Origin of the sequence: Pararhizobium antarcticum, assembly GCF_001885585.1 — a bacterium.
Lineage (GTDB): Bacteria > Pseudomonadota > Alphaproteobacteria > Rhizobiales > Rhizobiaceae > Pararhizobium > Pararhizobium antarcticum.
In genome coordinates, this window is the sequence record NZ_LSRP01000129.1 from 116001 (window position 1) to 142699 (window position 26699).

Below are 26699 nucleotides of genomic sequence, written 5' to 3' on the forward strand. Positions count from 1 at the left end.
TGCCGTACTTGAAGCCCGGTCCCATGGACCGGGTTTTTTCTTGCCCACTATTTCAGCTTTCCAAGTTCTGTCTGTTTTTATGCCATGCTCGCCGCACAGGTCTGCCGTGCGGCTCCCCGGCTGGCTCTTATCTGCTGTACCTGTCATAAAGCCGACATTGCAACACATGGAGACTATCATGACATCGCAGCGCAAGCTCGCGAGCCGGTTCGAAACGCGGTTTGTCCAGCAGATCTGGAACGCGATCCTTCTTGTTCACACCCGCGAAACCGCATCCCTAATCGAGCGGCGCGGCCGTTAACTACGGTCTCTGATCGGGCTTTGCCGTTGGAAATTCCACGGTGACCTTGAGGCCCTTGCCAGTCGCTCCCTCCGAAAGTGTCAGCCTGCCGCCGAAAAGGCCGGCAATCTCCTCGACGATGGGCAGGCCGAGCCCCATGCCCGGCGCCTGGCTTTCACCGCCGCGCGCAAAGCGCTGGCGCACCATCTGGCGCTGCTCCTTGGCAATGCCCGGGCCGTTGTCCTCGACTTCAAGCAATACACTCTCCGCTACATCAATGATTCGGGCTGTGACTTCCGCGTTCCTGCCGGCATAACTGATCGCGTTTTCGATGAGATTCCGCAGCAATTCCCCGATCAGCAGCGGCTCGGCCCGGATGAATGCCGCGCCTGCACCCTCGAAACCAAGGTCAATGCCCGTCTCTGCTGCGCGCGGCACATGGTCTGCGGTGATGCCCTGCGCCAGGGCGGTAAGGTCGATCCGCGCCAACGGATGTGGCGCGTTTGATCCGGTCGCATCGATTTTTGCCATTAGCAGCAGTTGTGCCAGAATGCGCTCGGCATGCGCCACGGCCTCGTCGCCTTTCCGGGCCGCCCCGTGGGCCTCGTCCAGCGTCCCTGCGCGCGCCGAAAGCGCCAGTTGCGTACGGATGATGGCCAGCGGCGTGCGCAACTGGTGGCTGGCATTGCCGCTGAAATGACGCAAGGCTTCGAGCGCCGATTGCAGGCGCACCATGAAGGAGTTGACGGTATCGACCAGCCCTTGCACCTCGCTGGGCACCGACTGTTCGATCGGATGCAGGTCATTCGGGCTGCGTTCGGCGATCGCTTCCTCCAGCCGGTAAAGCGGGCGCAGCGATACCGTAACGGCAATCCAGACGATTGCCGCCGCGCCGAGGATCATCAAGACGAGACGCAGCGCCGAGCGCAGCAGGATCGCCTGCGTCAACTGGCGGCGGGCGATCGTTGTTTCGGCGACGGTGACCATGAAGGGCACCGAATTGATGCCCGTCGAGGCCGACCGTGCCAGTGCCGCGACCCGGATCTGTTCGCCGCGAAAATGAGCATCGTCATAGGCTGTCGTCTGTCCCTTCATGTCGCTGACGGAGGGCAGCGTCTGGTATCCGGTGATGAATTGCCCGGGTGGACCGTCGACACGGTAGAAGACGCGATCCTGCGCCGCCGATGTCAGCATTTCCAGCGCGACATAGGGGATGTCCACCTCGAGCGCCCCGTCTTCGGAGACAACGACACGCTCGGCAATCGCCAGCGCCGAGCCGGCAAGCACGCGGTCGGAAACGATATTGGCAGTCTTCACCGCCTCCAGATAGGTGTCGATCAGGGCCAGAACGCCGATCACGGCGGTCGAAATCAGCAGCCAGCCGAGCAGGCGCCGTCGCAGGGAATAAACGCCGGCGCGTGTCATGCGCCGTCCGCCGACTTGTCGAGATAGTAGCCGATGCCGCGGGCCGTGCGCACGGTCAGTCCGTGCGGCGACAGCCGCTTGCGTAGCCGGCTCACATATTGCTCGATGGCATTGGCGCTCAGATCATCGTCAAAGGCTGTCAGCGACTGCATGATCGCGTCCTTGGCAACGACCTTTCCGGCGCGCAGGAACAGGATTTCCAGGAGCCCGAGCTCGCGGGCCGGAATGTCGATCGGCGTCCCCTGCGCCGAAAAGGTCCGCGATGTCAGGTCGAAGGTGACGTTGCCGTAGCTCGATAGCGACGATCGCAGACCGGCCTGGCGGCGCAGCAGCACCCGCACCCGTGCTTCGAATTCGCCGATGTCGAACGGCTTGATCATATAGTCGTCGGCGCCGCGGTCCAGGCCCCTGATCCGCTCCTCCGGCGTCCCGCGCGCGGTGAGGATCAGGACGGCGGCCTTGTTCTGGCGGGCGCGCATGGAGCGCAGCACGTCCAGCCCGTCCATTTCCGGCAGTGTCAGATCGAGGATGACGAGGTCGAAGGTTTCCGTCGCGATGACGGCATCGGCGGAGGCACCGTCGCGCACCACATCGACGGCATAACCGCTGCCGCGCAGGATGGCGACAAGCCCGTCGGCAAGCGCCGTGTTGTCCTCGACCAGTAGAATCCGCACACCGTGTTCTCCCCATGCCTATACTAGGATACGCCGGGGTGAAGCGAAACCGGTTTTCCCCAAGGGAATGCGGAGATCCAAGACCCGGCGTTGCTGATAGCGGCGGCGGGACCTGTCCTGACCGATGCGTGCCATGGCGCGCGCAGGCCGCAAGGGTCGAGTGCCGGTCAAGCCGTGGTTTGCGCCTGCGGCCAGGTCAGGTAGACATATACCGAGCCGACGGTGCCGAAATAGGCGCTGTTGCCGGTGATCGTGTCGACATAGCTGCCATCGGCAGTCTTGACGAAGGCGGCATTGTCGGCGCGCGCAAGGTGTGTCTTCAAAAACGCGCTCCAGCCGGATGTTTCGGTCGTTTTGCCCGTGTTGCCTGCCGTGTCCTTCGCGTCGGCGGTGGTTGGGTCCCAGGCGGTGATCGTGACGCCGTTCAGCGGATCGGTGACCGCCAATGTGCCAGCCTCGAGGGCTGCAAGCATGGATTTCCCCTGCGCGCCGGTGCCTGCCGTCTCTGTCCTCTCTTGCAATGATTGTTTCAGCCCGGCCATGAAGGAGGCAGTCGTGACGTCGGTGGAAATCGTCACCTCGGTCGCCGGCGTTTGGGTGGTGCTGGGCGAAAGTCCGGAAAGAAGACCAGCCAGGGTGTTGCTGGAACCGGAGGAAGACGGTTCGACGCCATAGCGCTGCAGAAGCGCCGTGCGCGTGTTGCTCGCCTGCGCCTGCGTTTCCTGCTCGGTCTCCTTCAGCGCCTTGAGCAGAAACTGTGCTGATTGCAGGCGGACGGATTGAAGCGGCGTTACCATTGCGAAATCCTGTCGTTTGTGAGGAGCGCTTCCGGTTCATCCGGACTTGCTCTTTGGAAACAGACGCACCAGGCTCTCATTGCGCGATGGATATAAATTATGGCGCGAAACCTGCGCGGGTCTGTCGGTTTTGCCCTTCTTGTGATTGTGCCTTTGCTGCGGCAAGATGGGGCATGCGCCTTGTTCTCCTCCTTCTCTGTCTCATCGCCCTGCCGGTCCGGGCGCAGCCATTGGTATTCCCGGCTCTGTCCGGCGCGGCAGATGCATCCGAACTGCTGGTCTATTCCTCGCTCGACGAGCCGCTTGCCAAGCCCATGATTGCCGGTTTCCAGGCCGCCAACCCCGACGTCGCCGTCCGCTACGAGGATATGCTGACCGGCGAGATCTACGACCGGATCGTCAAGGAGACGGATGCCGGACAGAGGACGGCGGATTTTGCCTTTTCCTCGGCGATGGACCTGCAGGTGAAGCTCAGCAATGACGGCTATGCGCAGCGCAGCGACATGCCGATGAGTGCGCGCTGGCCGGCCTGGGCCAACTGGCGCAACACGGCCTATGCGCTGACCTTCGAGCCTGCCGTGTTCGTCTACCACAAACCAAGCTTCGCCAAGGAGCCGCCGCCCTCGACCCGGGCCGAGTTCATTGCCTATCTCAAGGGGCAGGGAAGTGCTGTTTTCGGCAAGATCGGAACCTATGATATCGAGCGTTCCGGCGTCGGCTTCCTGTTCATGGCCCGCGACCAGGAGCAGTTTGGCGATATATGGTCGGTGATCGGGGCCATGGGGGCCGCCGGCGTCAAGCTCTATTCAACCAGTTCGGCCATCCTCGAGCGGGTTGCCGACGGGCGTTTCGTGCTCGGCTACAATATCCTCGGCTCCTACGCTGCCGACTGGGCGTCGCGCCACCCGGATGTCGGTATCGTCCTGCCGAAGGACTATACCGTGGTGATGTCGCGCATCGGCCTGGTGCCGCAGGCAGCCGCCTCACCGGAGCTCGGGCGGCGCTATCTGGAATTCTTCATGTCGAAGCAGGGGCAGTCGATCATGGCCCGCGAGTTGCAGATCGCAGCCGTCAGCCCCGAAGTCGCCGGTGAAAATACCGCCAACATGATGCAGGCGATGCTGGGTGCACAGCTCCGGCCGGTGCCGGTCAGTCCGGGCCTCATGGTCTATCTCGATCAGGTCAAGCGTGCCCGTCTCATTGCGCGCTGGAACGACGTACTGCGTTTGCAGTAGACAAATATGGAAATTAATGGACAGTTAATGTCCGCGAGCAACGCACATGTCAGCTAAATGTCAGCTTGGTGTGGTGGCTTGTGGTTCTTCGGCATCCGTGGAGGCGGATGCTTGAAACGGCCTGGGAGGAGCTCACCCGTTCGACGCACTGGCGGTCCGCAAGGAACATCCGTGACGCTTTCGGTTTCAATCTCCCGTCCGTGAAGATGAACAACGCGCTCGCAAGAGAGCGCATGACGGAGGATTTATCGTGAAGCAGTTTTTTCTGGCATCCATCCTGGCCGGCGCCATGGCGCTTCCTGCCTTTGCCACCGACTACACCATCCTGGCACCGGCAGGCCCCGGCGGCGGCTGGGACCAAACCGCCCGTTCGCTGCAGACTGCCCTGCAAGATGAAGGCATTTCCGAGCGCGTTCAGGTCGTCAACGTTCCCGGCGCTGGCGGTACGATCGGCCTTGCGCAATTCGCCAGCCAGCAGAAGGGCAAGGCTGACGCGCTGATCGTCGGCGGCTACGTCATGGTTGGCGCAATTCTCACCAACAAGTCACCGGTTTCGCTGCAGGACGTCACGCCGATCGCGCGCCTGACCGGCGAAAGCGTTGCGCTTGTGGTTCCCGCCGCTTCGCCGCTGATGTCCGTTGCCGATCTTGTGACTGCGCTCAAGGCAGATCCGGGTTCCGTGTCCTGGGGCGGCGGTTCGGCCGGTGGTGTGGACCACATCCTGGCCGGCCTGTTTGCCAAGGCAGCCGATGTTGATCCGACGAAGATCAACTACATCGCCTTTTCCGGCGGCGGCGAAGCACTGGCAGCCATTCTCGGCTCGCAGGTGACTGTCGGCGTCTCCGGATATGGCGAATTCGAAGCGCAGATCAAGGCCGGCACCTTGCGCCTGCTGGCAACGTCCGGCGATGCGCGCGTTCCTGGCGCTGATGCCCCGACGCTGACAGAAGCCGGTCTCGACGTTGTGGTCCAGAACTGGCGCATGGTCGCCGCAGCACCCGGCCTTTCCGATGAGCAGAAGGCTGCCGTGACTGCAGACATCCAGAAGCTGGCGACATCGAAGACCTGGCAGGACATGCTGAAGACGAAGAACTGGCAGGATACCTACCTGTCCGGTGCCGAGTTCGATGCGCAGCTGGCCAAGGATATCTCGTCCACCGAAGCCATTCTCAAGGACATCGGGCTGGTTCAATGAACGAAGCACCTGTGAAACAGGCAGAGGAGCGCCGCCCTGATTGGGCGGCGCTGGCCATCGCCGCCGTCCTTGTCGTCATCGCTCTTGTCATCTTTCTGGATGCCTCGCGTCTGCGCGAAATGATGGGCTATTCTCCGGTCGGCCCGGCCTCCGTGCCAATGGCGATTGCCGGAGCGCTCGTGGTGCTGGCCATCTGGACTGTCTTTGCGGGTTTTCGCGGTGATTTTCCGAAACGCGAGCACCAGGAAATCGCACCTGTGGCCTGGATCGTCGGGGGGCTTGCCGCCCAGATGCTGCTGTTGACCACGGCAGGGTTTTCGATTGCCACCGGCATGCTGTTTGCGCTCACGGCCGCGGGCTTCGGCAAGCGCAAGTTCTGGATCTCCATCCCTCTCGGCATCGTCATTTCTTTCGTCGTCTGGGCTGTCTTCTCGCAACTCTTGAAGCTTTCGCTGCCAGCTGGCCCCCTAGAACAGCTGTTTTTTTAGAGTAGGCCCAAGATGAACACCTTCGAATATCTTCTCCAGGGCTTTGCCGTCGCGTCCCAGCCGATGTATCTGTTCTATGCCTTGATTGGCGTCACGCTGGGGACATTGGTCGGCGTATTGCCAGGTATCGGCCCGGCCCTGACCGTGGCATTGCTGCTGCCCGTCACCTACCAGCTTGATCCGGGCGGGTCGCTGATCATGTTCGCCGGCATCTATTACGGTGGCATGTATGGCGGTTCGACCACGTCCATCCTGCTCAACACCCCCGGTGAAAGCGCCTCCATCGTGACGGCGCTGGAGGGCAACAAGATGGCCCGTGCCGGTCGCGGCGGTCCGGCGTTGGCAACGGCTGCCATCGGCTCGTTCGTCGCCGGCCTGTTTGCAACGATTGCGCTCGCCTTTATAGCGCCCTACATCGTCAAGTTCGCTTTGGCCTTCGGTCCGCGTGAATATTTCGCGCTGATGGTGCTGGCCTTCGTCACCGTATCGGCTGCCTTCGGCGATTCGACCCTGCGCGGCCTGACGTCGCTGTTCATCGGCCTTGCGCTCGCCATCATCGGCATCGACCAGCTCACGGGGCAGACACGGCTTGCTTTCGATGTGCCGGACCTGCTCGATGGCATCGAGGTTACGACATTGGCGGTTGCCATGTTCGCGATCGGCGAAACGCTTTTTGTCGCCGCCCAGGGCAAACGTGCGCCGGACAAGGTCGAGGCCGTCAAGGGCTCGCTGTGGATGAGCAAGGAGGACTGGAAGCGTTCCTGGAAGCCCTGGCTGCGTGGAACCGCGATCGGTTTTCCGATCGGCGCCATGCCGGCTGGCGGTGCGGACGTGTCGAGCTTTCTCTCCTATTCGACAGAAAAGCAGTTTTCCAAACATCCCGAAGAGTTCGGACATGGTGCTATCGAAGGTGTGGCTGGCCCGGAAGCGGCCAACAACGCCTCTGCGGCCGGAACGCTGGTCCCGCTGTTGACGCTCGGTCTGCCGACCACGGCGACGGCGGCGATCATGCTTGCCGGCTTCCAGCAGTTCGGCCTGCAGCCCGGCCCCTTGCTGTTTGCCACCAATCCGGAACTCGTCTGGGGCCTGATTGCGTCGCTGCTGATCGCAAACTTCATGCTGCTGGTGCTCAACCTGCCGCTGATTGGTCTGTGGGTGCGTCTGCTGACGATCCCGAAGCCCTGGCTTTATGCAGGCATCCTGGTCTTTGCAACGCTGGGCACGATCGGCGCCAATCCGTCCGTGTTCGAGTTGGGCATGCTGCTGACGTTCGGCCTGCTGGGCTATTTCATGCGCGTTTTCGGCTATCCGATCGCGCCGGTCGTGGTCGGTCTCATTCTGGGACCGATGGCCGAACAGCAGTTGCGTCGTGCACTGGCCATCAGCCAGGGCGACTTCTCGGTGCTTGTCACCTCGCCTATCGCTGCCGGACTTCTGTTGCTTGCCGCGCTGGCACTCATCGTGCCGCTGGTTTTGAGGGCACGCGGTCGTGGCGACGTGCTGACGAAAATGGCAACCGACGAAGACTGAAACATCCTTCGACGTTCCTCCCAAGACCGTCAGGAACAGGGCCCGGTTGACCTTCGGTTAACCGGGCCCTGTCTATTTGCATGGCTGTGATGATTTTCTGTGCGTTGTAAATGCCGGTCCGAAGGCGCATCTTTCCTGTCATAGAGAGAAACAAGGAAAGTGAGTTCAAGATGTCCGCCTACAAACCTGCCCGTGGCTTTTTCAGCAACGCCTTCGCCATCTTCGGCGCAGCCAGCGCTGCCGCAGCGGCCGTTGAAGGCAATCGTCGCCCGCGCGACCGTGACCTCCATACCCTCGGCATCAACCCGGCGCATTTCAACGCCGTCAAGCGTGGCTGATCAGCCGGCTTGACCGGGCTACGCGCGGTCTTCGCCGCGTGGCCGGTCCGGATGTTGCAACGTGTTAAAAAAGCCCGCCTGTCTCACGACTGGCGGGCTTTTTCATGCTGTGTCGCGTAGGCCGGTTTCAGCCGTGCGCTTCGAGAAGTTCCCGCCGGTTGTAGAGAATGGAGGACCACAGAGACACGCCGATCAGGGCCGCGCCGCCAAGGCCGGTTATGACTTCCGGGATATGCACGAGGGTCTGGCAATACATGATCACCGACAGGATCAGGATGGCGTAGAATGCGCCATGCTCGAGATAGCGGTATTCGGCGAGTGTACCCTTTTCCACCAGCATGATGGTCATCGAGCGCACATACATGGCACCGATCCCAAGCCCGATGGCGATGACGAAGAGGTTCTGCGTCAGGGCAAAGGCGCCGATCACGCCGTCGAAGGAGAAGCTGGCATCCAGCACTTCGAGATAGATGAAGGCACCGAGGCCACCCTTGGCTGCAGCGCTCATCGTCTGTTGCGAGGCGTCCAGCAGGCCGCCGACCACCTCGACCGCGAGGAAGGTCAGGAGACCGTAGATCGCGCAGTAGACGAAGGTCGTTGCCTCTTCACCCTCGAGCAGGGACGAGAACACGAGTATGATCGTCAGAACAAAAGCGATCTCGACGCCCTTGATGGTGGCAAAACGCGACATGTTGCGTTCAAGCCAGGCGATCCAGTGCACGTCCTTTTCATGGTCGAAGAAGAATTTCAGGCCGACCATCATCAGGAATGTGCCGCCGAAGGCTGCGATCGGCAGATGCGCGTTGTTCATGATCCGGGCATATTCCTCCGGCTTCGATGCCGCGAGAACCATGGCGTCGATCGGGCCGATGTTTGCCGCGATGACGACGATCAGCAGCGGAAAGATGATGCGCATGCCGAAGACGGCGATGAGAATGCCCCAGGTCAGGAAGCGTTTCTGCCAGACCGGCGTCATGTCCTTCAGCTTGTTGGCATTGACGATCGCATTGTCGAAGGAAAGCGAGATTTCGAGTACGGCGAGCACGGCGCAGATGAAGAATATGGTGGCCATGCCGCTGATCGTGCCGGTGGTTTGCCAGCCGAGCCAGGCGCCGAGCACGAGGCCGACAGCGGTCGCGATAAAGGCCCATTTGAGATAGCCAAGAGTGCTTGTGCTGCTTGTAGAGGAAACAGGGGTCATGGCCGGACCTCCGCAACGAAAGCGGACTGATCGAAGGCAGCACTAGGGAAGGACACCCGCATGCCGTCACGGGCACGCAGAGAACGCATTGGGTGGATTTTCATCTTTACATTCCGCCGGCTGATTGCTGGCGATACCGACATCACGAGAGCGCCGTTTAAAACTCTCGCCAGAGGGGCCCGGCACCAGGTTCGCTCCGCAGGTATTTGTCTAAGCCCTGTGCTACGAAGTCATCTTTTATGGACCAAGTCTTGAAGTAAGGTCAAGTCTTGAGCGTAATTGCAGCCAGAATAGACGTGCCTTTTTCGCTCAATATTAAATGTGTTCGCTGGGTCCGGGCATCGCGTGCGCGGATGTTTACCAGTGTAGCCGGTCCAGTCATCAGGCTGATTTCCCGCAAGACAAGGGCATGGGCAATGCCGAGGGCTTTCGCAAGGCTGCGGCTGTCGCTTGCGATATCCATGGACAGGGCCACAACGATCCCTGCCGCAAGAGGCGAGAGGTAAGTTTCCTGCTGCCGGATCGCCTCGACCCGGTCAATAAAATCGCCAGCGGCCGTTTCGTCTTTCATGGGGCCATTTCGACCGGTGTTCTCAGGCGGAAGGAGACGGGCACGGATTTCGAGGTCGGCGTATCGCTGTCGGCGCCGGCACTGGAGAGAGGGACAAGGACGTTCAGTTCCGGATAATAACCGGCCACGCAACCGCGCGGGATATCATAGGGAACGAAGCGGAAGTCTTGCGCCATGCGAACGACACCGTCACCATGTTCGCCAATGATATCGGCGCGGTCGCCGGCAGCAGCCCCCAGCGCCGCCATGTCATCCGCATGCATGAAGATGACCTTGCGCTCCCCGTAGACGCCGCGATAGCGATCATCCATGCCGTAGATCGTCGTGTTGTACTGGTCGTGGGAGCGGAAAGTCTGCAGCACGAAGACCCCCTCGCGGTCGCGTGCGTCCTGATGTTCCGTTGCCTCAGGCAAAGCACCTGCCCAGAAGCCGGCCCGCTTCGTCTCCGTCGCCCATTCGCGATGGGCCGCGTCGTTGCGCAGGTGGAAACCGCGCGGCTTGCGGACGCGGATGTTGTAATCCTGGAACCCTGGAATGACATTGGCGATATGATCGCGGATCAGGTCGTAATCATCTGCGAGCGCTGCCCAGTCAACGATGCCCGACCCAACGGTCGCCGCCGCCATGCCGGCGATGATCGCGACTTCTGAGCGCAATTGCGGGGAGGCGGGCGCGTTGATGCCGCCCGAACCGTGGACCATGCTCATGGAATCCTCGACCGTTACGATCTGCGTCACGCCCTTCGAATTACGATCGATCTCGGTCCGGCCAAGGCATGGCAGGATGAAACTGGTTTCCCCCGGCAAAAGGTGGGAATGATTGAGCTTGGTGGCGATATTGACCGTGAGCCGCTGCGACTGCAGGGCCTTGGCAATCAATGGGCTGTCCGGCGTCGCGCGGGCAAAATTGCCGCCAAGCGCGATAAAGGCCTGCGCAGAGCCATCGAGCATGGCGCCGATGGCCCCAAGAACGTTGTGGCCTGCCTGTCGCGGGGCAGCAAAGCCGAATTCCCTCTCGAGCGCATCAAGGAAGGCCGCAGGGGGTTTCTCGTTGATGCCGACGGTGCGATCGCCCTGGACGTTGGAGTGGCCGCGCACGGGGCAAAGGCCGGCACCCGGCTTGCCGATATTGCCGCGCAGCAGCATGAAGCTGGTGATCTCGCGGATGGTGATCACCGAATGGCGGTGCTGTGTTACGCCCATTGCCCAGGTGCAGATGACGCGTTCGGCAGCAAGATAGATGGAGGCAGCCTTTTCGATCTCGGCGCGTGTCAGGCCGGACTGGTCCTCGATCGCCTCCCATGTCGTTTGATCGACGGCGGCGCGATAGGCTTCGAAATCAACGGTGTGTTCTGAAAGGAATGCGCGGTCGAGAACGGAAGGTTGCCCAGTGGCAAGCGCTGCATCATCGGCCGCAAACACGGCCTTTGCCATGCCGCGCACCGCCGCCATGTCGCCGCCGAGACGCGGCTGGAAATAATCGCTGGCGATCGGCGTCGAGCTGCCGGTGATCATCTCGATCTTGGCCTGCGGGTCGGCGAAGCGTTCCAGGCCGCGTTCGCGCACCGGATTGAAAACCGCGATCTTCGCACCGCGCTGCGCCGCCCGGCGCAGGTCTCCGAGCATGCGAGGATGATTGGTGCCGGGATTCTGGCCAATGACGAAAATCGCATCGGCTTTCTCGAAATCCTCCAGCAGCACGGTTCCCTTGCCGACACCGATTGCCTGTTTCAGCGCGATGCCGCTCGCTTCATGGCACATGTTCGAGCAGTCGGGAAAATTGTTGGTGCCGTAGAGCCGCACGAACAACTGGTAGAGGAAAGCCGCTTCATTCGAGGCGCGGCCGGATGTGTAGAATTCGGCCCTGTCAGGGCTGTCCAGGCCTTTCAGGATAGCGCCGATTTCGGAAAAGGCGGTTTCCCAGTCGACGGCGACATAGCTGTCGGTGGCGCGTTCGTAGCGCAGCGGTTGCGTCAGCCGGCCCTGATGCTCCAAATCATAGTCGCTCCATTCGCGCAATTGCGAGACGGTGTGCAGCGTGAAGAAGTCGGGTGTGGTGCGTTTGTCGGTCGCTTCCCAGGCTACGGCCTTGACGCCGTTTTCGCAGAATTCGAAGGATGAGCCGTGTTCCGGATCGCCCCAGGCACAGCCAGGGCAATCAAAACCGTCCGGCTGGTTGGCTTTCATGAGTGCGCGGGCGCCGGCAATCGGCGATCCACTTTCCAGCAGCCGCTTTCCGCAGCTTTTCAATGCGCCCCAGCCACCGGCCGCGGCCGATTTCTTGCCGATAAAATCCGTCTTGCTCATCACCATGCCTGCCCGACCGAAAACCTGAACGTTGTAGGTCAGATATAACGTCGGATGCTGCAATGCAAAAGTGAATCGAGGCACCTATTCGCAATCGTGATGATTCCATCCGTTTTGCGGGATGGATGCCGGTTGCGAAATATGCAACGTGCGGGAGGAAACCGACAAAGAGCCCCGATATGAGCACCACGAGCGCTGCCCACCCCGTTTCCGGCAATGCCACGCGCAACGGCGTGTTCATCATGCTGCTCAGCATGCTGATGTTTTCGCTCAACGACGTCATGGGCAAATGGCTTGTCGCGTCCTATTCTGTCACGCAACTGATGCTGATCCGAAGTCTGGCGGCGCTGGTCGTGTTGTCGCCGTTTCTCATTCGGCGAGGCTGGCGCAGCCTGATCATGGTCGATCGGCCCTGGCTGCACGGACTTCGGGCTTTGCTCTTTGCGGCCGAAGCCTCCGCCTTCTATTTCGCGGTCAGCTACATGTCGCTTGCCGACACAATGACCTACTGGCTTGCCGCCCCGATCTATGTTGCCGCAGCCTCCCCCTTCCTTTTGGGCGAAAAGGTCGGATGGCGCCGCTGGTCGGCCATCCTGTTCGGATTTGCCGGTGTCGTTGTTGCGCTTGAGCCCTCCAGTGAAAGTCTGTCGCTGCAGGCCCTGATCGCCATCGCTGGTAGTGCCGCCTTTGCCATTGCCATCCTGCTGGGGCGAACATTGCGGGAGACGTCGGACACGACGCTGATCTTCTGGCAGGTTACGGGTGCGCTGATTTTTTCGGGTTTCGGCCTGGCGATCCAGCCCGCCAGCTGGACCCCTGTATCCGGTCAGCCGCTGATGATGCTCTGCCTGCTTGGCGTCGTCGCCATGCTCGCCCACATCTTCGTCACGCGCGCGTTAAAACTTGCGGACGCTGCAACGGTGGTGCCGCTGCAATATACGCTGCTGCTCTGGGCGATCATTTTCGGCTGGGCATTCTTCGGCGATACGCCGAAGCTGACGACCCTGACAGGGGCAGGCATGATCGTCGCAGCCGGCCTGTTCATCTTCTTTCGCGAGCAGCAGATCAAGCGGCGGGAAAGCCGCGCGGCTTGAGTCGCATCAGGGCCGCTGTGCGCCGGTTGCGGTGACATAGACCGAATAGAGAGATTGTGTTGCCGTGATGAACAGCCGATTGCGGCGGGGACCGCCGAAGGTGAGGTTGGCGACTGTCTGCGGCACCAGGATCTTGCCCAGCAAGGCGCCATCCGGCGCAAAACAATGCACCCCGTCTGCGGCGCTCGACCAGACATTGCCGGCGATATCAACCCGCATGCCATCCGGAATTCCCGTGTCGATATGGCAGAACACCCGGCCATTGGCGAGCGTGCCGCTATCGGTGACATCGAACATGCGGATATGGCGCGGCGCGCCGTCCTCGTGGCTTGCGCCGCTATCGGCAATGTAGAGGCGTTTTTCATCAGGCGAGAAGGCAAGCCCGTTCGGTTGCAGAAAGTCGCTGACGACGGCGTTGAGGACGCCGGTTGCGGGGTCGAGCCGGTAGACGTTCCGGCTCGGTTGCTCCGGATCGGCCTTGTAGCCCTCATAGTCGGACAGGATGCCATAGGTCGGGTCGGTAAACCAGATCGAGCCGTCGGAATGCACGATGACGTCGTTCGGTGAATTCAGCCGCTTGCCCTGATGGCTGTCGGCGAGAACCGTGATCGATCCATTGGGCTCGGTGCGGGTGACGCGGCGCGTCCCGTGTTCGCAGGAGACAAGCCGGCCCTCGCGGTCGCGGGTGTGGCCGTTGGCGAAATTCGAGGGGCTGCGGAACACCGATACCTGGCCGTCCGGTGTCCAGCGCAGCATGCGCTGGTTGGGAATATCGCTCCACAGCAGATGCTGGGCATCATCGAACCAGACAGGTCCTTCGGCCCACCGGCAGCCGGAATGGAGCTCCTCGAGCCGGGCGCTGCTGTTGAACAGCGCCTTGAACCTGTTGTCGTGGACTTCGAATGGCGAGGACGCTGGCATGGGATGGTTCCGTGACTATCGTTGGTTTGGGTTGCGGCCGCCGGCAAGGACAATGACGGCAATAATGATGAGGCCGGTCATAATGAGCCGGATACCGGCGCCGGCGCCATAGGTGTTGAGCATCGATACCACCAGGAACATGAACAGCGAGGCGCCCCAGATGCCGGGCACGTTGCTGTCGCCGCCGGCAACCGCGGTGCCGCCGATGACGACGACGGCAATCGACATCAGGAGGTATTCGGAACCCATATTGAGTGCTGCACCGCCGGAGAAACTTGCCAGAAGGTAGCCGCAGATCGCGGCCAGCACGGCGCAGAGAATATAGGTGACGAAGCGCGTGCCATCGACCGGGATGCCCGCCATGCGCGCGGCGCGGATGCTCTGGCCGATGGCGGCGATCCAGCGGCCATAGACTGTTCTCTGCAGAAGGACATAAGCAAGCACGGACAGGACCAGAGCGACGAAGGCGACGTTGGGGATGCCGAAGCTCGTTTCCGTGGTGAATTTGGCCAGCGCCTCCGGCGGCTTGATCCGAAGTCCGCGATTGGTCCAGATCGCCGTCGATTGCACGATGAAGCTCATCGACAGGGTGGCGATGATCGGGGGGATCTGCAGGAGCTTGATCAGGGCATAGTTGCCGATGCCGACAGCGACGCCGATGGCGATCGCGACGATGAGACCGGGCAGGATCAACGTGTTGTCAACGTCCATGAATTTGAGCGCCACCGTGCCGGCCAGCGTCATGGTGGCAGGCACGCAGAGATCGATATTGCCGGGACCGAGCGTGATGACGAACATCTGGCCGATGCCGACCAGGATCGAGAAGGCGGCAAAGGTAAGCGCTGCCTGGCTGAGGCCGACCGTGCTGGATCCGCCGGTAAACAGGATGGTCGCAGCCCAGACGGTCAGTGCGGCAACGAAGGACCAGATCCAGGGGCGGCGGGCGAGAGCGGCAAGGCGGGTCATGCGCGTTTCTCCCGACGTTCGAGGCGATTGAGCAGCAGCCGCAGGCCGAGCACGACGATCAGGATGGCGCCTTGCGCACCGATCTGCCAGTCAGGCGAAATCCGCAGGAATGACAGGAACGAGCCGGCCAGTGTCAGCGTCAGGGCGCCGATGACCGCGCCGATTGGCGATACCCGGCCGCCGGTGAATTCGCCGCCGCCGAGAATGACACCTGCGATTGACAGCAGCGTGTAGCGCAGCGCGATGTTGGCATCGGCCGCGGTGGTCAGCCCGACCAGCGAGATGCCGGCCAGGATGGCGAACACGGCGGCGAGTGCATAGGTTGCGGCGCGCGCGCGGATGATCGACCAGCCGGCGCGTTCGACCGACCGCGCATTGCCGCCGACGCCGCGCAGGATGACGCCGAAGGAGGATCGCATGATCAGGAAATGCGAAACGACCGCGATGGTGATGCTGGCAATGATCGCCATCGGCACAAAGGGCGGTTTCGAGATCATCACGGCCCGGATCCATTCCGGCGCCTGGCCGCCGGGTGCCGGCAGGATAAGCACAGCAAGCCCGCCCCAGACGAAGCTCATGCCGAGCGTGACGACGATCGAGGGCAGGTTTCGCACATGGATGAGGACGCCCATTGCGGCATAGGTGGCGACTGCAGCCGCAAGGATGAGGATGCCGAGCACCGGCGTCGCCTGCAGGAAGGTCGCCGCAACGCAGGCGATGAAGCTGACAAAGGTGCCCATCGACAGATCGAGGTCGTTGACGGTCATGATCAGCATCTGTGCGATGGTCGCAAGCGCGATCGGCACTGAAAGATTGAACAGGAGGTTCAGCCCGGTATAGCTCATTGCGCGTGGCTGCAGGTAGAAGACCGAAATCAGGAGGATGGTCAGCGATAAAGCCGGGATCAGCAGCCGGATGGTATCGGAGGACAGGATCTTTCTCATGCGGCAGCGCCCATGAAGGATGCGGCCAGGATGTTCTTTTCCGTCACGTCGTCGCCCTTGAGTTCGGCGACGATCGCGCCATTGTTGAAGACATAGACCCGATCGCAGAGGCAGACCTCGTCCATCTCGGTCGAGTACCAGATGAAGGTCCGGCCCTTCTCGGCTTCGGCCCGCAGGATCGCGTAGACTTCCTGTTTCGTGCCGATATCGACGCCGCGCATCGGATCGTCCATCAGGACGGCGGGTGCCGGTGTGGCGAGCGCCCGGGCGAACAGGACTTTCTGCTGGTTTCCGCCGGACAGCGACAGGATCGGATTGTCGACATCCGGCGTGCGGATTTCGATGCGCTCCTTCCAGGCCTGCCCCAGCGCCGCCTCGCCCGGATCGTCCAGCATGCCGCCGCGGCGCGACAGGCCGGACAGGTGCGCGATCGACAGGTTCTTCAGGATGCTCCAGAGCGGGAAAACGCCGTTCAGCGCGCGGTCGCCGGCCACGAAGGTGACCTGTGGCGCGCGCCCGTTCAGCCAGCTGCCGGTGCGCGACAGATAGAGATCGACCAGCGCGTCCGTCTGGCCATGCCCGCCAAGCCCGGCAAGGCCGATGATCTCGCCGGAAAAGGCCTGGAAGGGTAGACCTTTGCCGCGGCGCGGCGGAGCCGTCAGGAGGGGTTGCAGACCGTCCGTCGGCTTGATGGTCTTTGCGATGTCGCGGCCCTTGACGACGCTGCCCATGGCGGCAACCAGACTGTGCTCGTCGAATTCTGCGGCCGCACGTTCCGCCACCACGCGCCCGTCCTTCATGACGACGATGCGGTCGGAGGTCGAAAGGATTTCGCCGAGAATATGCGAGATGAAAATGACGGAGCCGCCGGAGGCGACGAAGGTCCGGACATAGGCGAGCAGTTGCGTGGCAAGGCTTGCATCGAGCGATGACGTCGGCTCATCAAGGATGACGAGACGAACCGGCTGGGCCACCTGCGAGAAAGCCGTGGCGATCTCGACCATCTGCCGCTCGGCGATGGACAGATCGCTGACAGGCGAAGCGACGTCGATGCCGTGGCCCGGAAAGATTGCGTCGAGTTTCGCCTTGATGATGGCGGCCGCACGGCGGCGCCAGCCCCAGCCGGTCAGCGTCCGGTGCATGACGCGGGTGTTTTCGATAACAGTCAGATTGGGGCAGAGCGACAGTTCCTGGAAGACGCAACGCACGCCGTTTGCACGCGCGGTGCCGATGCCGTAGCGCGGCGCAACGGTGCCGCTGCAGCGTATCGTTCCGGAATGCGGTGTCAGGCCGCCATTGATGACGTTGACGATCGTTGATTTGCCGGCGCCATTGTGACCGACCAGTCCGACGCATTCGCCGGGCATGATCGTCATGGTCACGCCGTCGAGGGCCTTGACGGCGCCAAAGCTTACCCTGGCGTCCGAAACCTCGATCACCGCGTGCCGTTGCGGTTCGTCTGTCATGCTTTTGTTTCCCGGGACAAGGGACGGTTCTGCGCGGTCGAAAGACCGGCAGAACCGCCAGCTGAGAGGATAGATGTTACTTGGCTTCGGCGATCACCTTTTCGGCGTCGGCCTGCGAATACTCGACATTGGCGACGCCACCCTCCTGGGTGCTGGCGAAGCTGGCATCGAGCGTGTCCTGGCTGATGGAAAGGAAGGGAACGACGAGGTCCTTCTTGACTTCCTTGCCGTCGAGGATCTGCTGGGCGACCCAGAAGGCGAGCGTCGAGACGCCGGGCGCGATCGAGACCGACATGGTCTCATAGCCATTGGCTTCCTTCTGTTCCTTCCACCATTTCAGCTCGTCCTGGCGATTGCCCATGACGATCGTCGGCATTGGACGCTTGGCAGCGTCGAAAGCCTGTGCCGCGCCGTATCCGTCACCGCCCTGGGTGACCACGCCGATAACCTCCGGCAGGCTCGGCAGGATGCCGGCAACGGCTTTCTGCGCCACGTCCTGCGCCCAGTCGCCATGCACGGAGCCGACGATCTTGAACTGCGGGAACTGGGCGACACCGGCATGGATGCCAGCCGAGATTTCGTCATCGACGAACACGCCGGCAAGGCCGCGAATTTCCAGCAGGTTGCCGCCGGCTGGAATTTTCTTCGACAGATATTCGACCTGGCTGCGACCCATTTCCTTGAAGTCGACGGCAATGCGCCAGGCACAGGGTTCGGTGACAATGCCGTCGAACGAGACGACGGTGATGCCTGCATCGCAGGCTTCCTTGACGGCGCCGTTGAGGGCGGTCGGCGAGGCGGCATTGATGACGATCGCATCATAGCCCTGCAGGATCATGTTCTGGATCTGGGCGGCCTGTTCGGTCGCCTGGTTTTCCGCTGTGGTGAAGGGATCGGCAGCGGCGACGACGCCGGCCTTGACCGCTTCACCGGTTACCTTTTCCCAGCTCGTCAGCATCGCCTGCCGCCAGGAATTGCCGGCATAATTGTTGGACAGTGCAATCTTCTTGGCGGCTGTGTCCGCCATGGCCTGGATCGGCATGGCAACGCAGGCAAGTGCTGCCGATGCCAGAAGCATCTTTCTGAACTTCATCTCTCTCTCCCTGTTGATCCGGCTCTCACGAAGCGGGATCTGTTCATCCTGCCCGAAGCGGTGGATGAGCTTTTTTGTGAAATGCCGAGCTTCCTCCTCTCGACAATGTCAGGATGGTATAGAAGTGCAGGCTTGTATAGGAACATTGCGGCAGCGACTTTGCGGTTATTGCTGTAAATGGTGCGGGATCATGCAGGACGCGCAGCGGCCCGCGGGCGCTTACTGCGCGACGGAAAAACCGGTGTTTCGGCCGTGGAGGCGGCGGAAGCGATCGGGGGAGAAGACAATCATGCTCAAGATGGCGCCCTCGGCGCTGCTCGATCATTACCTCGGCATTTCGAGGCTGCTGGCAGGACAGCTCGAGTTCCGCTCCGCCATCCGTGCGGTGGCGGTCGAGATTTCCCATATCATTCCGCATGATCACCTGGACGTCTGCATCATCATGCATGGCGGCAAGTATCACACCGCCTATGAGACAGGCCTCGAGACGGCCTGGGGCAACCATCCCCCGGCGCTGGTCTCGGGCAGCCCGATCCGGACGCTTCTGTGGGGCGAGGTTTCGTTTATCCTGAGCGACGACGCCTCCCGCGACCCGCGGTTCAATTTCGAGGGCTCGTTCGTGCGGCCGATCTTCGAGCAGGACCTGCGCAGTCGTATCCACGTGCCGCTCAAGGTCGAGGGCGACGTCATCGGTGCGCTCTCATGCTCGTCCCATGCGGTGGGTCTTTATACGGCGGACGACGTCGCCAATGCGCGCTCGATCGCCGATCTCCTGTCGCCGTATTTCTTTGCGTTGCGGGCGGCTGAACAGGCACAACGCTCGGCCATTGTCGAAGCCGAAGCGCGCGCCCGCGAAGAGGGTTTGCGGCTCGGGGCGCTCAACCTCACCGAGGCCCTGGAGCGGGAACGCCAGCGCATCGGCATGGACCTGCACGACCAGACGCTGGCCGATCTGACGCGCCTGTCGCGCCGGCTGGAACGGCTGACGCACGAGCCGGATATTTCCGGAGAGACGCTGGAGCCGCTGGCGCGCGGACTGCAGCACTGCATGCAGGACCTTCGCCAGATCATCGAGGAAGCCAAGCCCTCCGTGCTGCAGCTTTTCGGCTTCGCCCAGGCCGTCGAAAACCACCTTGACCGTTCGGTGCGCGACAGCGGGATGGCGATCGAGCTTGCGCTTCTGGATGAGACCGACGGCGTGATCGACAGCCTCGACCAGACGGTCTGCGTGGCGCTGTTCCGCATTGCCCAGGAGGCGATCAACAATGCCGTGCGCCATGCGCAGGCGCGCCGCATCACGGTGCGGCTGCGGGCGCTTGCCGACGGCATCTCGATCGAGGTCAGTGACGACGGTGTCGGCATTCCCAAGCCACGACGTCGCAATGGCGGCGGCATTGACAATATGAAGACCAGGGCGCGACTGATCTCGGCAAAGTTTGCGATCAGCGCGGGTCGGGACAATTGCGGCACGGTGATCGGCGTCCATCTGCCGATCGCCGCGCAGGTGCCGCGGGCCCAGAACGCAAGGAATGACGCATGAAAGTCCTGATTGTCGAAGACGACCCGCTGCACCGGTCCTACCTGCACGAGGCGGTCTGCGCCGCGCTGCCGGAATGCGACACGGTGATCGAGGCAGAAAGCGGCACGGCCGGCGAGAAACTGGCGCGCGACCACAAGTCGGCCCATGTCGTCATGGACCTGCAGATGAGCAATCGCAACGGCATCGAGGCGGCGCGGACGATCTGGAAGGAGCGCCCGGATACGCGCATCCTGTTCTGGTCCAACTATTCCGACGAGGCCTATGTGCGCGGCGTTTCCCGCATCGTGCCGGATGGAGCGGCCTATGGCTATGTGCTGAAATCCGCCTCCGACGAGCGCCTGAAGCTCGCTTTGCGCAGCATCTTCATCGAATCGCAATGCGTGATCGATCGCGAAGTGCGCGGCATGCAGCAGAAGAGCCTGGGCCAGACCAAGGGGTTCAGCGATACCGAATATGAAATCCTCGTCGATATTGCGCTCGGTCTGACCGACCGGGCGATCGCGCGGCGCCGCAACCTGTCTTTGCGCAGCGTCCAGAACCGGCTTCAGCAACTCTACGAGAAGCTCGATGTCTACCAGAGCGCCTCGGAGGATCATGACGAAGGCCGCTTCAATCTGCGGGCCCGGGCCGTGACCGTGGCACTCTTGCGCAAGCTCCTGAACTACAGCGCGCTGGAGCGCGCCGAGGCCGAGCTTGCCGAATGGCTGGACACCCGCTGACGCCCGGTATCACCCCAGCCGCAGGCCATTTGCGGTGACATAGACCGCATAGAGCGATGTCGTCGCGGTGATGAACAGGCGGTTGCGCCTTGGGCCGCCGAAGGTGAGGTTGGAGACCAGTTCCGGTATCTGGATCTTGCCGATCAGGGTTCCGTCGGGATCGTAACAATGCACGCCGTCGGCAGCGCTCGTCCAGAGACGGCCGGCGCGATCGACGCGGAAACCGTCGAAGAAACCGCTGGTGCATTCGGCAAAGATCGTGCTGCCGGAAAGCCTGCCGTCCGTTCCGAGGACGAGACGGCGGATGTGGCGCGGGCCTTCGTCCCGGTGGGTGCCGCCGGTATCGGCGATATAGAGCGCGGATTCGTCGGGCGAAAAGGCAAGGCCGTTCGGCTTGTCGAAATCGTCGGCGACCTTCGAGACGACGCCGGAGAGTGGATCGACGCGATAGACATGGCAGCCGTCGATCTCCGCCTCGCCATAGTCGCCTTCGTAGTCGTGCATGATGCCGTAGGACGGATCGGTGAACCAGATGCCGCCGTCCGATGCGACGACGACGTCATTCGGCGAATTGAACCTTTTGCCGCCGAACCGGTCGGCAATGACAGTGACAGAGCCGTCATGCTCGGTCCGGGTCACCCGCCGCGTCAGGTGTTCGCAGGTGACGAGGCGTCCTTGCGTATCGACGGTGTTGCCATTGGAATTGTTGGAGGGCGCGCGGAAAACCGAGACCGAGCCATCGGTTTCGTCGAGGCGCATCATCCGGTTGTTGGGAATGTCCGACCAAACAAGATACCGCCCGGCACCAAACCAGGCGGGCCCCTCAAGCCACCGCCCACCCGACCAGAGCCGCTCGACCCGCGCATGGCCGACGAAGCAGGCGGCAAATCGCGGATCCAGGACCTCGAAACCCGTGCCTTCCAATTCTCCGAACATATGTCAGCACCTCCCTGCGCATTGCCTCATATTTCCAGCCTGTGCCAAACGACAGAGGTGTGTTGTCTTGCTCTTATGATAGCGATAACATGGAGTGTGGCAAATTGCTTTTCTGGTGAAATGCGGTCATCGGAATATGCCTCTTTGGAAGTCTTTCCTTGCCGGGTGCGCAGGGAATGGATGTTGGGCAGGGCTTGGGGACGAACACGGGAACGGCGGGGCGATGATCAAGTCTGCAGGCAGCAAACCGGGAGAAATACCCGCGCCAACCATGGCGGACGTGGCGCGCAAGGCTGGCGTATCGGCCATGACCGTTTCCCGGGCACTGCGCCAGAACAGCTATGTCTCGGAAGAGGCGCGCGAGCGGATCATGGCGGCTGTCAACGATCTCGGCTACGTGCTGGATCAGGCCGCCGGCAGCCTCTCCTCGCGCAAGACGGGCTTCGTTGCGGCGATCATTCCCTCGATCAACAATTCGAATTTTTCCGATACGGCGCGCGGCATCACCGATGCCTTGGAAAACACCGGCCTGCAGCTGCTGCTCGGCTATACCGATTATTCGGTCGAGCGCGAGGAAAAGCTGATCGAATCGATGCTGCGCCGGCGCCCGGAGGGCATTATCCTGACCGGCGGCGCGCATACGGCGCGGGCGCGGCGCATGCTGGAAAAGGCAGCCATTCCCGTGGTCGAGACCTGGGATATCCCGACCAATCCGGTCGACCAGGTCGTTGGTTTCTCGAATGGCGAGGCCATGGCGCTTCTGGTCCGCACGCTGGCCGCAAAGGGCTATACGCGCTTCGGCTATATTGGTGGCACGACATCGCGCGACACGCGCGGCAGTCAGCGACGGGCCGGTTTCGTTCGGGCACTGGAGGAGCTGGGCCTGCCGACGGGGCGGGTGATTTCCTTTGGCGTGCCGCCCATTTCCATGGAGCAGGGCGCGCAGGCGATCGTCAGTCTTCTCGATCGCTGGCCCGATACGCAGGTCGTGCTCTGCGTCTCCGATCTCTCCGCCTTCGGCGCGCTGATGGAATGTCGGCGGCGGGGTCTGCGTGTACCCGAAGACATCGCCATTGCCGGCTTCGGCGACTATGAAATCTCAGCCTGCAGCCATCCGCGCATGACGACGATCAATGTCGGTTGCTACGACATCGGCCAACTTGCCGCCACCAAGCTGATTGAGGCCATCCAGGGCGAAGGCGGCACCGCCGAGGAGATCACGCTCACCGGTTACCGTGTCATCGAACGCGAAAGCACCTGATCCGACTGTATCGCCTGACAGCCTTGTGCTGCAAGCTCAGGCAGTGAAGGCGGCGCCCATCAGGGTCTGGGTATAGGCTGCCTTCGGCGCATCGAAGATCGCGTCGGTTTCGCCTTCCTCGACGATCTTGCCGTTCTTCATGACGACCACATAGTCCGACATCGCCTTCACCACCGAGAGATCATGGCTGATGAAGATGTAGGATAGGCCATGCGCCTTCTGCAGGTCGCGCAAGAGATCGATGACCTGGCCCTGCACGGAGCGGTCGAGAGCCGAGGTCGGCTCGTCGAGAATGACGATCTTCGGCTTCAGGATGATGGCCCGGGCAATCGCGATGCGCTGGCGCTGACCACCGGAGAATTCGTGCGGGTAGCGGTTGCGCGAGGCGGGATCGAGGCCGACTTCAGTCAGGGCCGCGATCGCCCGCCTGTCGCGATCGGCGCGGCTCAGTTGCGGCTCGTGCACGTAGAGGCCTTCGGTGATGATCTCGCCCACCGTCTGACGTGGCGACAGCGATCCGTAGGGATCCTGGAAGACCAGCTGCAACTGCTTGCGCAGCGGCCGCATGGCGCCGCGATCGAAGCTGGAAATGTCCGTCCTCTCGAATGTGTAGGAGCCGCTGCTCGGGATCAGCCGCAGAAGTGCCCGCCCGAGCGTCGACTTGCCGGATCCGGATTCGCCGACGATGCCGATGGTCTGGCCCTGTTTCAAGCGCAGGGAGACGTCATCGATGGCGCGGAAGGTGCCTGATTTTCCGCTGAACAGACCCCCGCCCAGCGCATAGTCGACGATGACATTGCGGCCCTCCAGCATGATCGGCGCAGTGTCGGGCGGCGATGATTTGCGGCCGCTCGGTTCGGCATCGAGCAGCATGCGGGTATAATCCGCCTTCGGGGCCTCGAAGATCTCGGCGGTCGTTCCGGTCTCGACGACCTCGCCGCGTCTCATGACGGCGACGTGGTTGGCAAAATGCCTGACGATGCCGAGGTCATGGGTAATGAGCACGATCGCCATGCCGAATCTGGCCTGCAGCGAGCGCAGAAGATCGAGGATCTGCGCCTGGATGGTGACGTCAAGCGCCGTCGTCGGTTCGTCGGCAATCAGGATGTCCGGTTCGTTGGCGAGCGCCATGGCGATCATCACGCGCTGGCGCTGGCCGCCCGACAGTTCATGCGGATAGCTATCGATACGGCGCTGCGGATCTGGAATGCCGACCAGTTCCAAGAGTTCGAGCACGCGCTTACGGGCCTGTTTGAAGCTGCCGCCGCGATGATGGACGATCGGTTCCGCCACCTGCCGGCCGATCGTGTAGAGCGGATTGAGCGAGGTCATCGGCTCCTGGAAGATCATGGTGATCTTCGCGCCGCGCACCGCATTCAGCGCCTTGTGCGGCAGGCCGACCAGTTCCTGGCCGCGATATCGTGCCGAGCCCGAGACGCTGCCGTTGCCGGCAAGCAGGCCCATGATGCCCATCATCGTCTGGCTCTTGCCGGAGCCGGATTCTCCAACGACGGCGAGCGTTTCGCCGGCCTTGACATCAAGGTCGATGCCCTTGACGGCCTGTACGGTGCCGTCCGGTGTCGCGAAATTCACGGTCAGGCCGCGAACGGCGAGAATGGTTTCTGGTGTGTCTGTCCCGTTGTGGTCAGCCATGTCAGCGGTCCTTCGGGTCGAGTGCGTCGCGCAGGCCATCGCCGGCGAAATTCAGCGAAAACAGTGTCAGCACGAAAAAAATGGCGGGGAAGATCAAAAGCCATGGCGCCGACTGGATGTTGTTGGCGCCTTCTGCAATCAGCGCGCCCCAGCTCGTCAGCGGCGCCTGGACGCCGAGACCGAGAAAGGACAGGAAGCTTTCGAGCAGGATGACTTTCGGCACGACGACGGTGACGAAGACGATGACAGGACCGATCGTGTTGGGAATGATGTGCCGGCGAATGATCTGCCAGTCGGTGAGCCCCAGGGCCTGCGCCGCACTGACGAATTCGCGGCGCTTGAGCGCCAGTGTCTGGCCGCGCACGATGCGGGCCATGTCGAGCCATTCCACGGCACCGATAACGAGGAAGATCAGGATGAAGGAGCGGCCGAAGAAGACGACGAGAACGACGACAAGGAAAACGAAGGGCAGCGAATAGAGGATCTCGATCAGCCGCATCATGACATTGTCGACCCGGCCGCCAATATAGCCTGATGTGGCGCCGTAGAGCACGCCGATGCCAAGCGACACCAGGCTGGCGAGAACGCCGACAGCGATGGAAATCTGGCCGCCAAGCATGACGCGCACGAGCAGGTCGCGGCCGTTGCCGTCGGTGCCGAAGGGGAAATATTCGCGATCAACCGCACCGGACATTTTCACCGTCCGGCCGTCATCTTCCGTGGCCACGATCGTGGCATCGCCGAATTCATTGGCCCGGTCGACGTAGCGCGTGGTGCGCGGATCGATCGGTTTGTCCGAGGTGAAGGTCACGGTGAAGGTTTCGCCCTCGACGGCAAATTCCTTCAGATCGACGCGGGCCCGCGATGCGATGCTTTCCATCACGCCCTGCAGGCTGGAGGCATCGGGACGCGGCTCCAGGCTGGGCGGGATCGTGACATAGGATGGAAACACCTCGTCATAGCTGTGGCTGACAAAATGTGGCCCAAGGAAGGAAAACAGCGCAATCAGCACCAGCATGACGCAGCCTGCCATGGCGGCGCGATTGCGGCGAAATCGGATCAGAGCCAGCTGGAAGAGGCTGCGGCCCTGCATTTCGGGACTGCTGTTGTCCGGCAGCGGGGCTGCTGGGGTGGCGATATCAGTCATGGCGAACCCTCGGATCGAGAAGGCCGTAGAGAATATCGACCAGAAGATTGAAAACGATAACGAAGATGGCGACGAGAATGACGGTGCCCATAACCAGCGTGTAATCGCGGTTGATGGCGCCGAGCACGAAATAGCGGCCAACCCCTGGAATGGTGAAGATCGTCTCGACCACGGCCGAGCCGGTGAGCAATGCGGCGGCGCAGGGTGCGAGATAGGAGACCACGGGCAGCATGGCGGCGCGCATCGCATGGGTGACGACGACGGTGCGGGCGGGCAGACCGTAGGCGCGGGCGGTCCGAATATGGTCGGTGTGCAGCGCCTCGATCATCGAGCCGCGCGTCAGCCGCGCAAAGACCGCGAGCTGCGGCAAGGCCAGTGCAATCATCGGCAGGATCAGGAAGCGCAGCGAGCCGTCGCCCCAGCCGCCGGCCGGCAACCAGGAGAGTGTGATCGCGAAGACCAGAGTCAGCACCGGGCCGACGACGAAATTGGGAACCGTGACGCCAACGGTCGAGACTGACATGATGGCGAAATCGAGCAGGCTGTTCTGCCGGAGCGCGGCGATCGTCCCTGCCAGGACACCGCCGAACAGCGCCAGGATCAGCGCATAAAAGCCGAGTTCGAGCGAATAGGGCAGGCCCTTGCCGATCAGTTGGGCGACCGTGTTGTCCTTGTAGATATAGCTGGGGCCGAAATCGCCGGTCACCGCGTTGGTGATGTAGGTGCCGTATTGCGTCCAGATTGGCTTGTCGAGCTGATAGGTTGCCATCAGGTTGGCCATGGTCTGTGGCGGCAGCGGTCGCTCGAGATTGAACGGACCGCCGGGGGCGAACCGCATCAGGAAGAAGGAGATGGTGACGACGATGAACAGCGTCGGCACCGCACTCGCCAGACGGCGCAGGACGAAAGAGAACATTGT

At 62.1% G+C, this 26699-nt stretch carries 25 protein-coding genes; 10 read left to right on the forward strand and 15 right to left on the reverse strand.

Annotated features, from left to right (window positions below; all coding sequences use genetic code 11):
- The first annotated feature begins 178 nt into the window (after positions 1-178).
- The gene (locus tag AX760_RS28000) at positions 179-301 is read left to right on the forward strand and encodes a hypothetical protein (protein ID WP_280950795.1); all 123 of its coding nucleotides are present in this window, start codon (positions 179-181) and stop codon (positions 299-301) included.
- Here AX760_RS28000 and AX760_RS22905 read toward each other — a convergent pair whose 3' ends face one another.
- From AX760_RS22905 to AX760_RS22915, 3 genes are all read right to left on the reverse strand, one after another.
- Positions 302-1705 carry a sensor histidine kinase gene (locus AX760_RS22905; protein ID WP_071835323.1) on the reverse strand — a complete coding sequence of 468 codons (1404 nt, stop codon included), beginning with the start codon at positions 1703-1705 and terminating at the stop codon, positions 302-304.
- The gene (locus AX760_RS22910) at positions 1702-2379 is read right to left on the reverse strand and encodes a response regulator (protein ID WP_071835324.1); all 678 of its coding nucleotides are present in this window, start codon (positions 2377-2379) and stop codon (positions 1702-1704) included. The genes AX760_RS22905 and AX760_RS22910 overlap by 4 nt, the downstream gene beginning before the upstream one ends.
- Before the next feature lie 167 nt (positions 2380-2546).
- Positions 2547-3176, reverse strand: coding sequence for a hypothetical protein (locus AX760_RS22915; RefSeq protein ID WP_071835325.1), 630 nt, complete (start codon positions 3174-3176; stop codon positions 2547-2549).
- A 173-nt stretch (positions 3177-3349) separates the two neighbouring features.
- Here AX760_RS22915 and AX760_RS22920 point away from each other — a divergent pair, with 173 nt between their 5' ends.
- The 5 genes from AX760_RS22920 to AX760_RS27365 all read left to right on the forward strand — a co-directional run bounded on the left by AX760_RS22920 (position 3350) and on the right by AX760_RS27365 (position 7962).
- Positions 3350-4411 carry an ABC transporter substrate-binding protein gene (locus tag AX760_RS22920; protein ID WP_071835326.1) on the forward strand — a complete coding sequence of 354 codons (1062 nt, stop codon included), beginning with the start codon at positions 3350-3352 and terminating at the stop codon, positions 4409-4411.
- 250 nt (positions 4412-4661) lie between these two features.
- Positions 4662-5606, forward strand: a complete 945-nt coding sequence (locus tag AX760_RS22925) for a Bug family tripartite tricarboxylate transporter substrate binding protein (RefSeq protein WP_071835327.1) — start codon at positions 4662-4664, stop codon at positions 5604-5606.
- On the forward strand, positions 5603-6094 hold the full coding sequence (locus tag AX760_RS22930; protein WP_071835328.1) for a tripartite tricarboxylate transporter TctB family protein: 492 nt from the start codon (positions 5603-5605) through the stop codon (positions 6092-6094). The genes AX760_RS22925 and AX760_RS22930 overlap by 4 nt, the downstream gene beginning before the upstream one ends.
- 12 nt (positions 6095-6106) lie before the next feature.
- Positions 6107-7624 (forward strand): tripartite tricarboxylate transporter permease, encoded by a 1518-nt coding sequence (locus AX760_RS22935; RefSeq protein ID WP_071835329.1) that lies wholly within the window; start codon positions 6107-6109, stop codon positions 7622-7624.
- A gap of 170 nt (positions 7625-7794) precedes the next feature.
- Entirely contained in the window at positions 7795-7962 is a 168-nt protein-coding gene (locus tag AX760_RS27365; protein WP_087149339.1) for a hypothetical protein, read from the forward strand.
- Between the two features lie 127 nt (positions 7963-8089).
- Here the strand turns inward: AX760_RS27365 and AX760_RS22940 are convergent, their stop codons facing one another.
- The 3 genes from AX760_RS22940 to AX760_RS22950 all read right to left on the reverse strand — a co-directional run bounded on the left by AX760_RS22940 (position 8090) and on the right by AX760_RS22950 (position 12040).
- On the reverse strand, positions 8090-9163 hold the full coding sequence (locus AX760_RS22940; protein ID WP_071835330.1) for a DUF475 domain-containing protein: 1074 nt from the start codon (positions 9161-9163) through the stop codon (positions 8090-8092).
- 262 nt (positions 9164-9425) lie between these two features.
- On the reverse strand, positions 9426-9734 hold the full coding sequence (locus AX760_RS22945; protein ID WP_071835331.1) for a hypothetical protein: 309 nt from the start codon (positions 9732-9734) through the stop codon (positions 9426-9428).
- On the reverse strand, positions 9731-12040 hold the full coding sequence (locus AX760_RS22950) for an FdhF/YdeP family oxidoreductase (protein WP_071835391.1): 2310 nt from the start codon (positions 12038-12040) through the stop codon (positions 9731-9733). The genes AX760_RS22945 and AX760_RS22950 overlap by 4 nt, the downstream gene beginning before the upstream one ends.
- Positions 12041-12219: 179 nt before the next feature.
- Here AX760_RS22950 and AX760_RS22955 point away from each other — a divergent pair, with 179 nt between their 5' ends.
- The gene (locus AX760_RS22955; RefSeq protein WP_071835332.1) at positions 12220-13134 is read left to right on the forward strand and encodes a DMT family transporter; all 915 of its coding nucleotides are present in this window, start codon (positions 12220-12222) and stop codon (positions 13132-13134) included.
- Positions 13135-13140: 6 nt separating this feature from the next.
- Here AX760_RS22955 and AX760_RS22960 read toward each other — a convergent pair whose 3' ends face one another.
- The 5 genes from AX760_RS22960 to AX760_RS22980 form a co-directional block, all read right to left on the reverse strand.
- Positions 13141-14055, reverse strand: coding sequence for an SMP-30/gluconolactonase/LRE family protein (locus tag AX760_RS22960; RefSeq protein ID WP_071835333.1), 915 nt, complete (start codon positions 14053-14055; stop codon positions 13141-13143).
- Between the two features lie 15 nt (positions 14056-14070).
- Positions 14071-15021: an ABC transporter permease gene (locus AX760_RS22965; RefSeq protein WP_071835334.1), complete on the reverse strand. Its 951-nt coding sequence runs from the start codon at positions 15019-15021 to the stop codon at positions 14071-14073.
- Positions 15018-15965 carry an ABC transporter permease gene (locus AX760_RS22970; RefSeq protein ID WP_071835335.1) on the reverse strand — a complete coding sequence of 316 codons (948 nt, stop codon included), beginning with the start codon at positions 15963-15965 and terminating at the stop codon, positions 15018-15020. Before AX760_RS22970 ends, AX760_RS22965 begins: the two co-directional genes overlap by 4 nt.
- On the reverse strand, positions 15962-17431 hold the full coding sequence (locus AX760_RS22975; RefSeq protein WP_071835336.1) for a sugar ABC transporter ATP-binding protein: 1470 nt from the start codon (positions 17429-17431) through the stop codon (positions 15962-15964). The genes AX760_RS22970 and AX760_RS22975 overlap by 4 nt, the downstream gene beginning before the upstream one ends.
- Positions 17432-17507: 76 nt before the next feature.
- Entirely contained in the window at positions 17508-18524 is a 1017-nt protein-coding gene (locus tag AX760_RS22980) for an ABC transporter substrate-binding protein (RefSeq protein ID WP_071835337.1), read from the reverse strand.
- A gap of 289 nt (positions 18525-18813) precedes the next feature.
- Here AX760_RS22980 and AX760_RS22985 point away from each other — a divergent pair, with 289 nt between their 5' ends.
- A complete protein-coding gene (locus AX760_RS22985; protein ID WP_071835338.1) occupies positions 18814-20064 on the forward strand; it encodes a GAF domain-containing sensor histidine kinase in 1251 nt (416 codons plus the stop codon).
- Positions 20061-20783: a response regulator transcription factor gene (locus AX760_RS22990; protein ID WP_071835339.1), complete on the forward strand. Its 723-nt coding sequence runs from the start codon at positions 20061-20063 to the stop codon at positions 20781-20783. The genes AX760_RS22985 and AX760_RS22990 overlap by 4 nt, the downstream gene beginning before the upstream one ends.
- A gap of 9 nt (positions 20784-20792) precedes the next feature.
- Here AX760_RS22990 and AX760_RS22995 read toward each other — a convergent pair whose 3' ends face one another.
- Positions 20793-21719: an SMP-30/gluconolactonase/LRE family protein gene (locus tag AX760_RS22995; RefSeq protein ID WP_071835340.1), complete on the reverse strand. Its 927-nt coding sequence runs from the start codon at positions 21717-21719 to the stop codon at positions 20793-20795.
- Positions 21720-21942: 223 nt separating this feature from the next.
- Between AX760_RS22995 and AX760_RS23000 the strand changes: the two genes are divergently transcribed.
- Positions 21943-22980 (forward strand): LacI family DNA-binding transcriptional regulator, encoded by a 1038-nt coding sequence (locus tag AX760_RS23000; protein WP_071835341.1) that lies wholly within the window; start codon positions 21943-21945, stop codon positions 22978-22980.
- 36 nt (positions 22981-23016) lie between these two features.
- Here the strand turns inward: AX760_RS23000 and AX760_RS23005 are convergent, their stop codons facing one another.
- The 3 genes from AX760_RS23005 to oppB are packed head-to-tail and all read right to left on the reverse strand — an operon-like array spanning position 23017 to position 26696.
- Positions 23017-24633 (reverse strand): ABC transporter ATP-binding protein, encoded by a 1617-nt coding sequence (locus AX760_RS23005; RefSeq protein ID WP_071835342.1) that lies wholly within the window; start codon positions 24631-24633, stop codon positions 23017-23019.
- A 1-nt stretch (position 24634) separates the two neighbouring features.
- Positions 24635-25780, reverse strand: coding sequence for an ABC transporter permease (locus AX760_RS23010; RefSeq protein WP_071835343.1), 1146 nt, complete (start codon positions 25778-25780; stop codon positions 24635-24637).
- Positions 25773-26696, reverse strand: a complete 924-nt coding sequence (gene oppB, locus AX760_RS23015; RefSeq protein ID WP_071835344.1) for an oligopeptide ABC transporter permease OppB — start codon at positions 26694-26696, stop codon at positions 25773-25775. The genes AX760_RS23010 and oppB overlap by 8 nt, the downstream gene beginning before the upstream one ends.
- Positions 26697-26699 lie beyond the last annotated feature (3 nt).

Excerpts from the sequence above, each read along its gene's own strand:
- AX760_RS28000 (WP_280950795.1), top strand. The coding sequence starts at position 179 with ATGACATCGCAGCGCAAGCTCGCGAGCCGGTTCGAAACGCGGTTTGTC.
- AX760_RS22905 (WP_071835323.1), bottom strand. The coding sequence starts at position 1,705 with ATGACACGCGCCGGCGTTTATTCCCTGCGACGGCGCCTGCTCGGCTGG.
- AX760_RS22915 (WP_071835325.1), bottom strand. The coding sequence starts at position 3,176 with ATGGTAACGCCGCTTCAATCCGTCCGCCTGCAATCAGCACAGTTTCTG.
- AX760_RS22920 (WP_071835326.1), top strand. The coding sequence starts at position 3,350 with ATGCGCCTTGTTCTCCTCCTTCTCTGTCTCATCGCCCTGCCGGTCCGG.
- AX760_RS22930 (WP_071835328.1), top strand. The coding sequence starts at position 5,603 with ATGAACGAAGCACCTGTGAAACAGGCAGAGGAGCGCCGCCCTGATTGG.
- AX760_RS22935 (WP_071835329.1), top strand. The coding sequence starts at position 6,107 with ATGAACACCTTCGAATATCTTCTCCAGGGCTTTGCCGTCGCGTCCCAG.
- AX760_RS27365 (WP_087149339.1), top strand. The coding sequence starts at position 7,795 with ATGTCCGCCTACAAACCTGCCCGTGGCTTTTTCAGCAACGCCTTCGCC.
- AX760_RS22940 (WP_071835330.1), bottom strand. The coding sequence starts at position 9,163 with ATGACCCCTGTTTCCTCTACAAGCAGCACAAGCACTCTTGGCTATCTC.
- AX760_RS22945 (WP_071835331.1), bottom strand. The coding sequence starts at position 9,734 with ATGAAAGACGAAACGGCCGCTGGCGATTTTATTGACCGGGTCGAGGCG.
- AX760_RS22950 (WP_071835391.1), bottom strand. The coding sequence starts at position 12,040 with ATGAGCAAGACGGATTTTATCGGCAAGAAATCGGCCGCGGCCGGTGGC.
- AX760_RS22955 (WP_071835332.1), top strand. The coding sequence starts at position 12,220 with ATGAGCACCACGAGCGCTGCCCACCCCGTTTCCGGCAATGCCACGCGC.
- AX760_RS22960 (WP_071835333.1), bottom strand. The coding sequence starts at position 14,055 with ATGCCAGCGTCCTCGCCATTCGAAGTCCACGACAACAGGTTCAAGGCG.
- AX760_RS22965 (WP_071835334.1), bottom strand. The coding sequence starts at position 15,021 with ATGACCCGCCTTGCCGCTCTCGCCCGCCGCCCCTGGATCTGGTCCTTC.
- AX760_RS22970 (WP_071835335.1), bottom strand. The coding sequence starts at position 15,965 with ATGAGAAAGATCCTGTCCTCCGATACCATCCGGCTGCTGATCCCGGCT.
- AX760_RS22975 (WP_071835336.1), bottom strand. The coding sequence starts at position 17,431 with ATGACAGACGAACCGCAACGGCACGCGGTGATCGAGGTTTCGGACGCC.
- AX760_RS22980 (WP_071835337.1), bottom strand. The coding sequence starts at position 18,524 with ATGAAGTTCAGAAAGATGCTTCTGGCATCGGCAGCACTTGCCTGCGTT.
- AX760_RS22985 (WP_071835338.1), top strand. The coding sequence starts at position 18,814 with ATGCTCAAGATGGCGCCCTCGGCGCTGCTCGATCATTACCTCGGCATT.
- AX760_RS22990 (WP_071835339.1), top strand. The coding sequence starts at position 20,061 with ATGAAAGTCCTGATTGTCGAAGACGACCCGCTGCACCGGTCCTACCTG.
- AX760_RS22995 (WP_071835340.1), bottom strand. The coding sequence starts at position 21,719 with ATGTTCGGAGAATTGGAAGGCACGGGTTTCGAGGTCCTGGATCCGCGA.
- AX760_RS23000 (WP_071835341.1), top strand. The coding sequence starts at position 21,943 with ATGATCAAGTCTGCAGGCAGCAAACCGGGAGAAATACCCGCGCCAACC.
- AX760_RS23005 (WP_071835342.1), bottom strand. The coding sequence starts at position 24,633 with ATGGCTGACCACAACGGGACAGACACACCAGAAACCATTCTCGCCGTT.
- AX760_RS23010 (WP_071835343.1), bottom strand. The coding sequence starts at position 25,780 with ATGACTGATATCGCCACCCCAGCAGCCCCGCTGCCGGACAACAGCAGT.
- oppB (WP_071835344.1), bottom strand. The coding sequence starts at position 26,696 with ATGTTCTCTTTCGTCCTGCGCCGTCTGGCGAGTGCGGTGCCGACGCTG.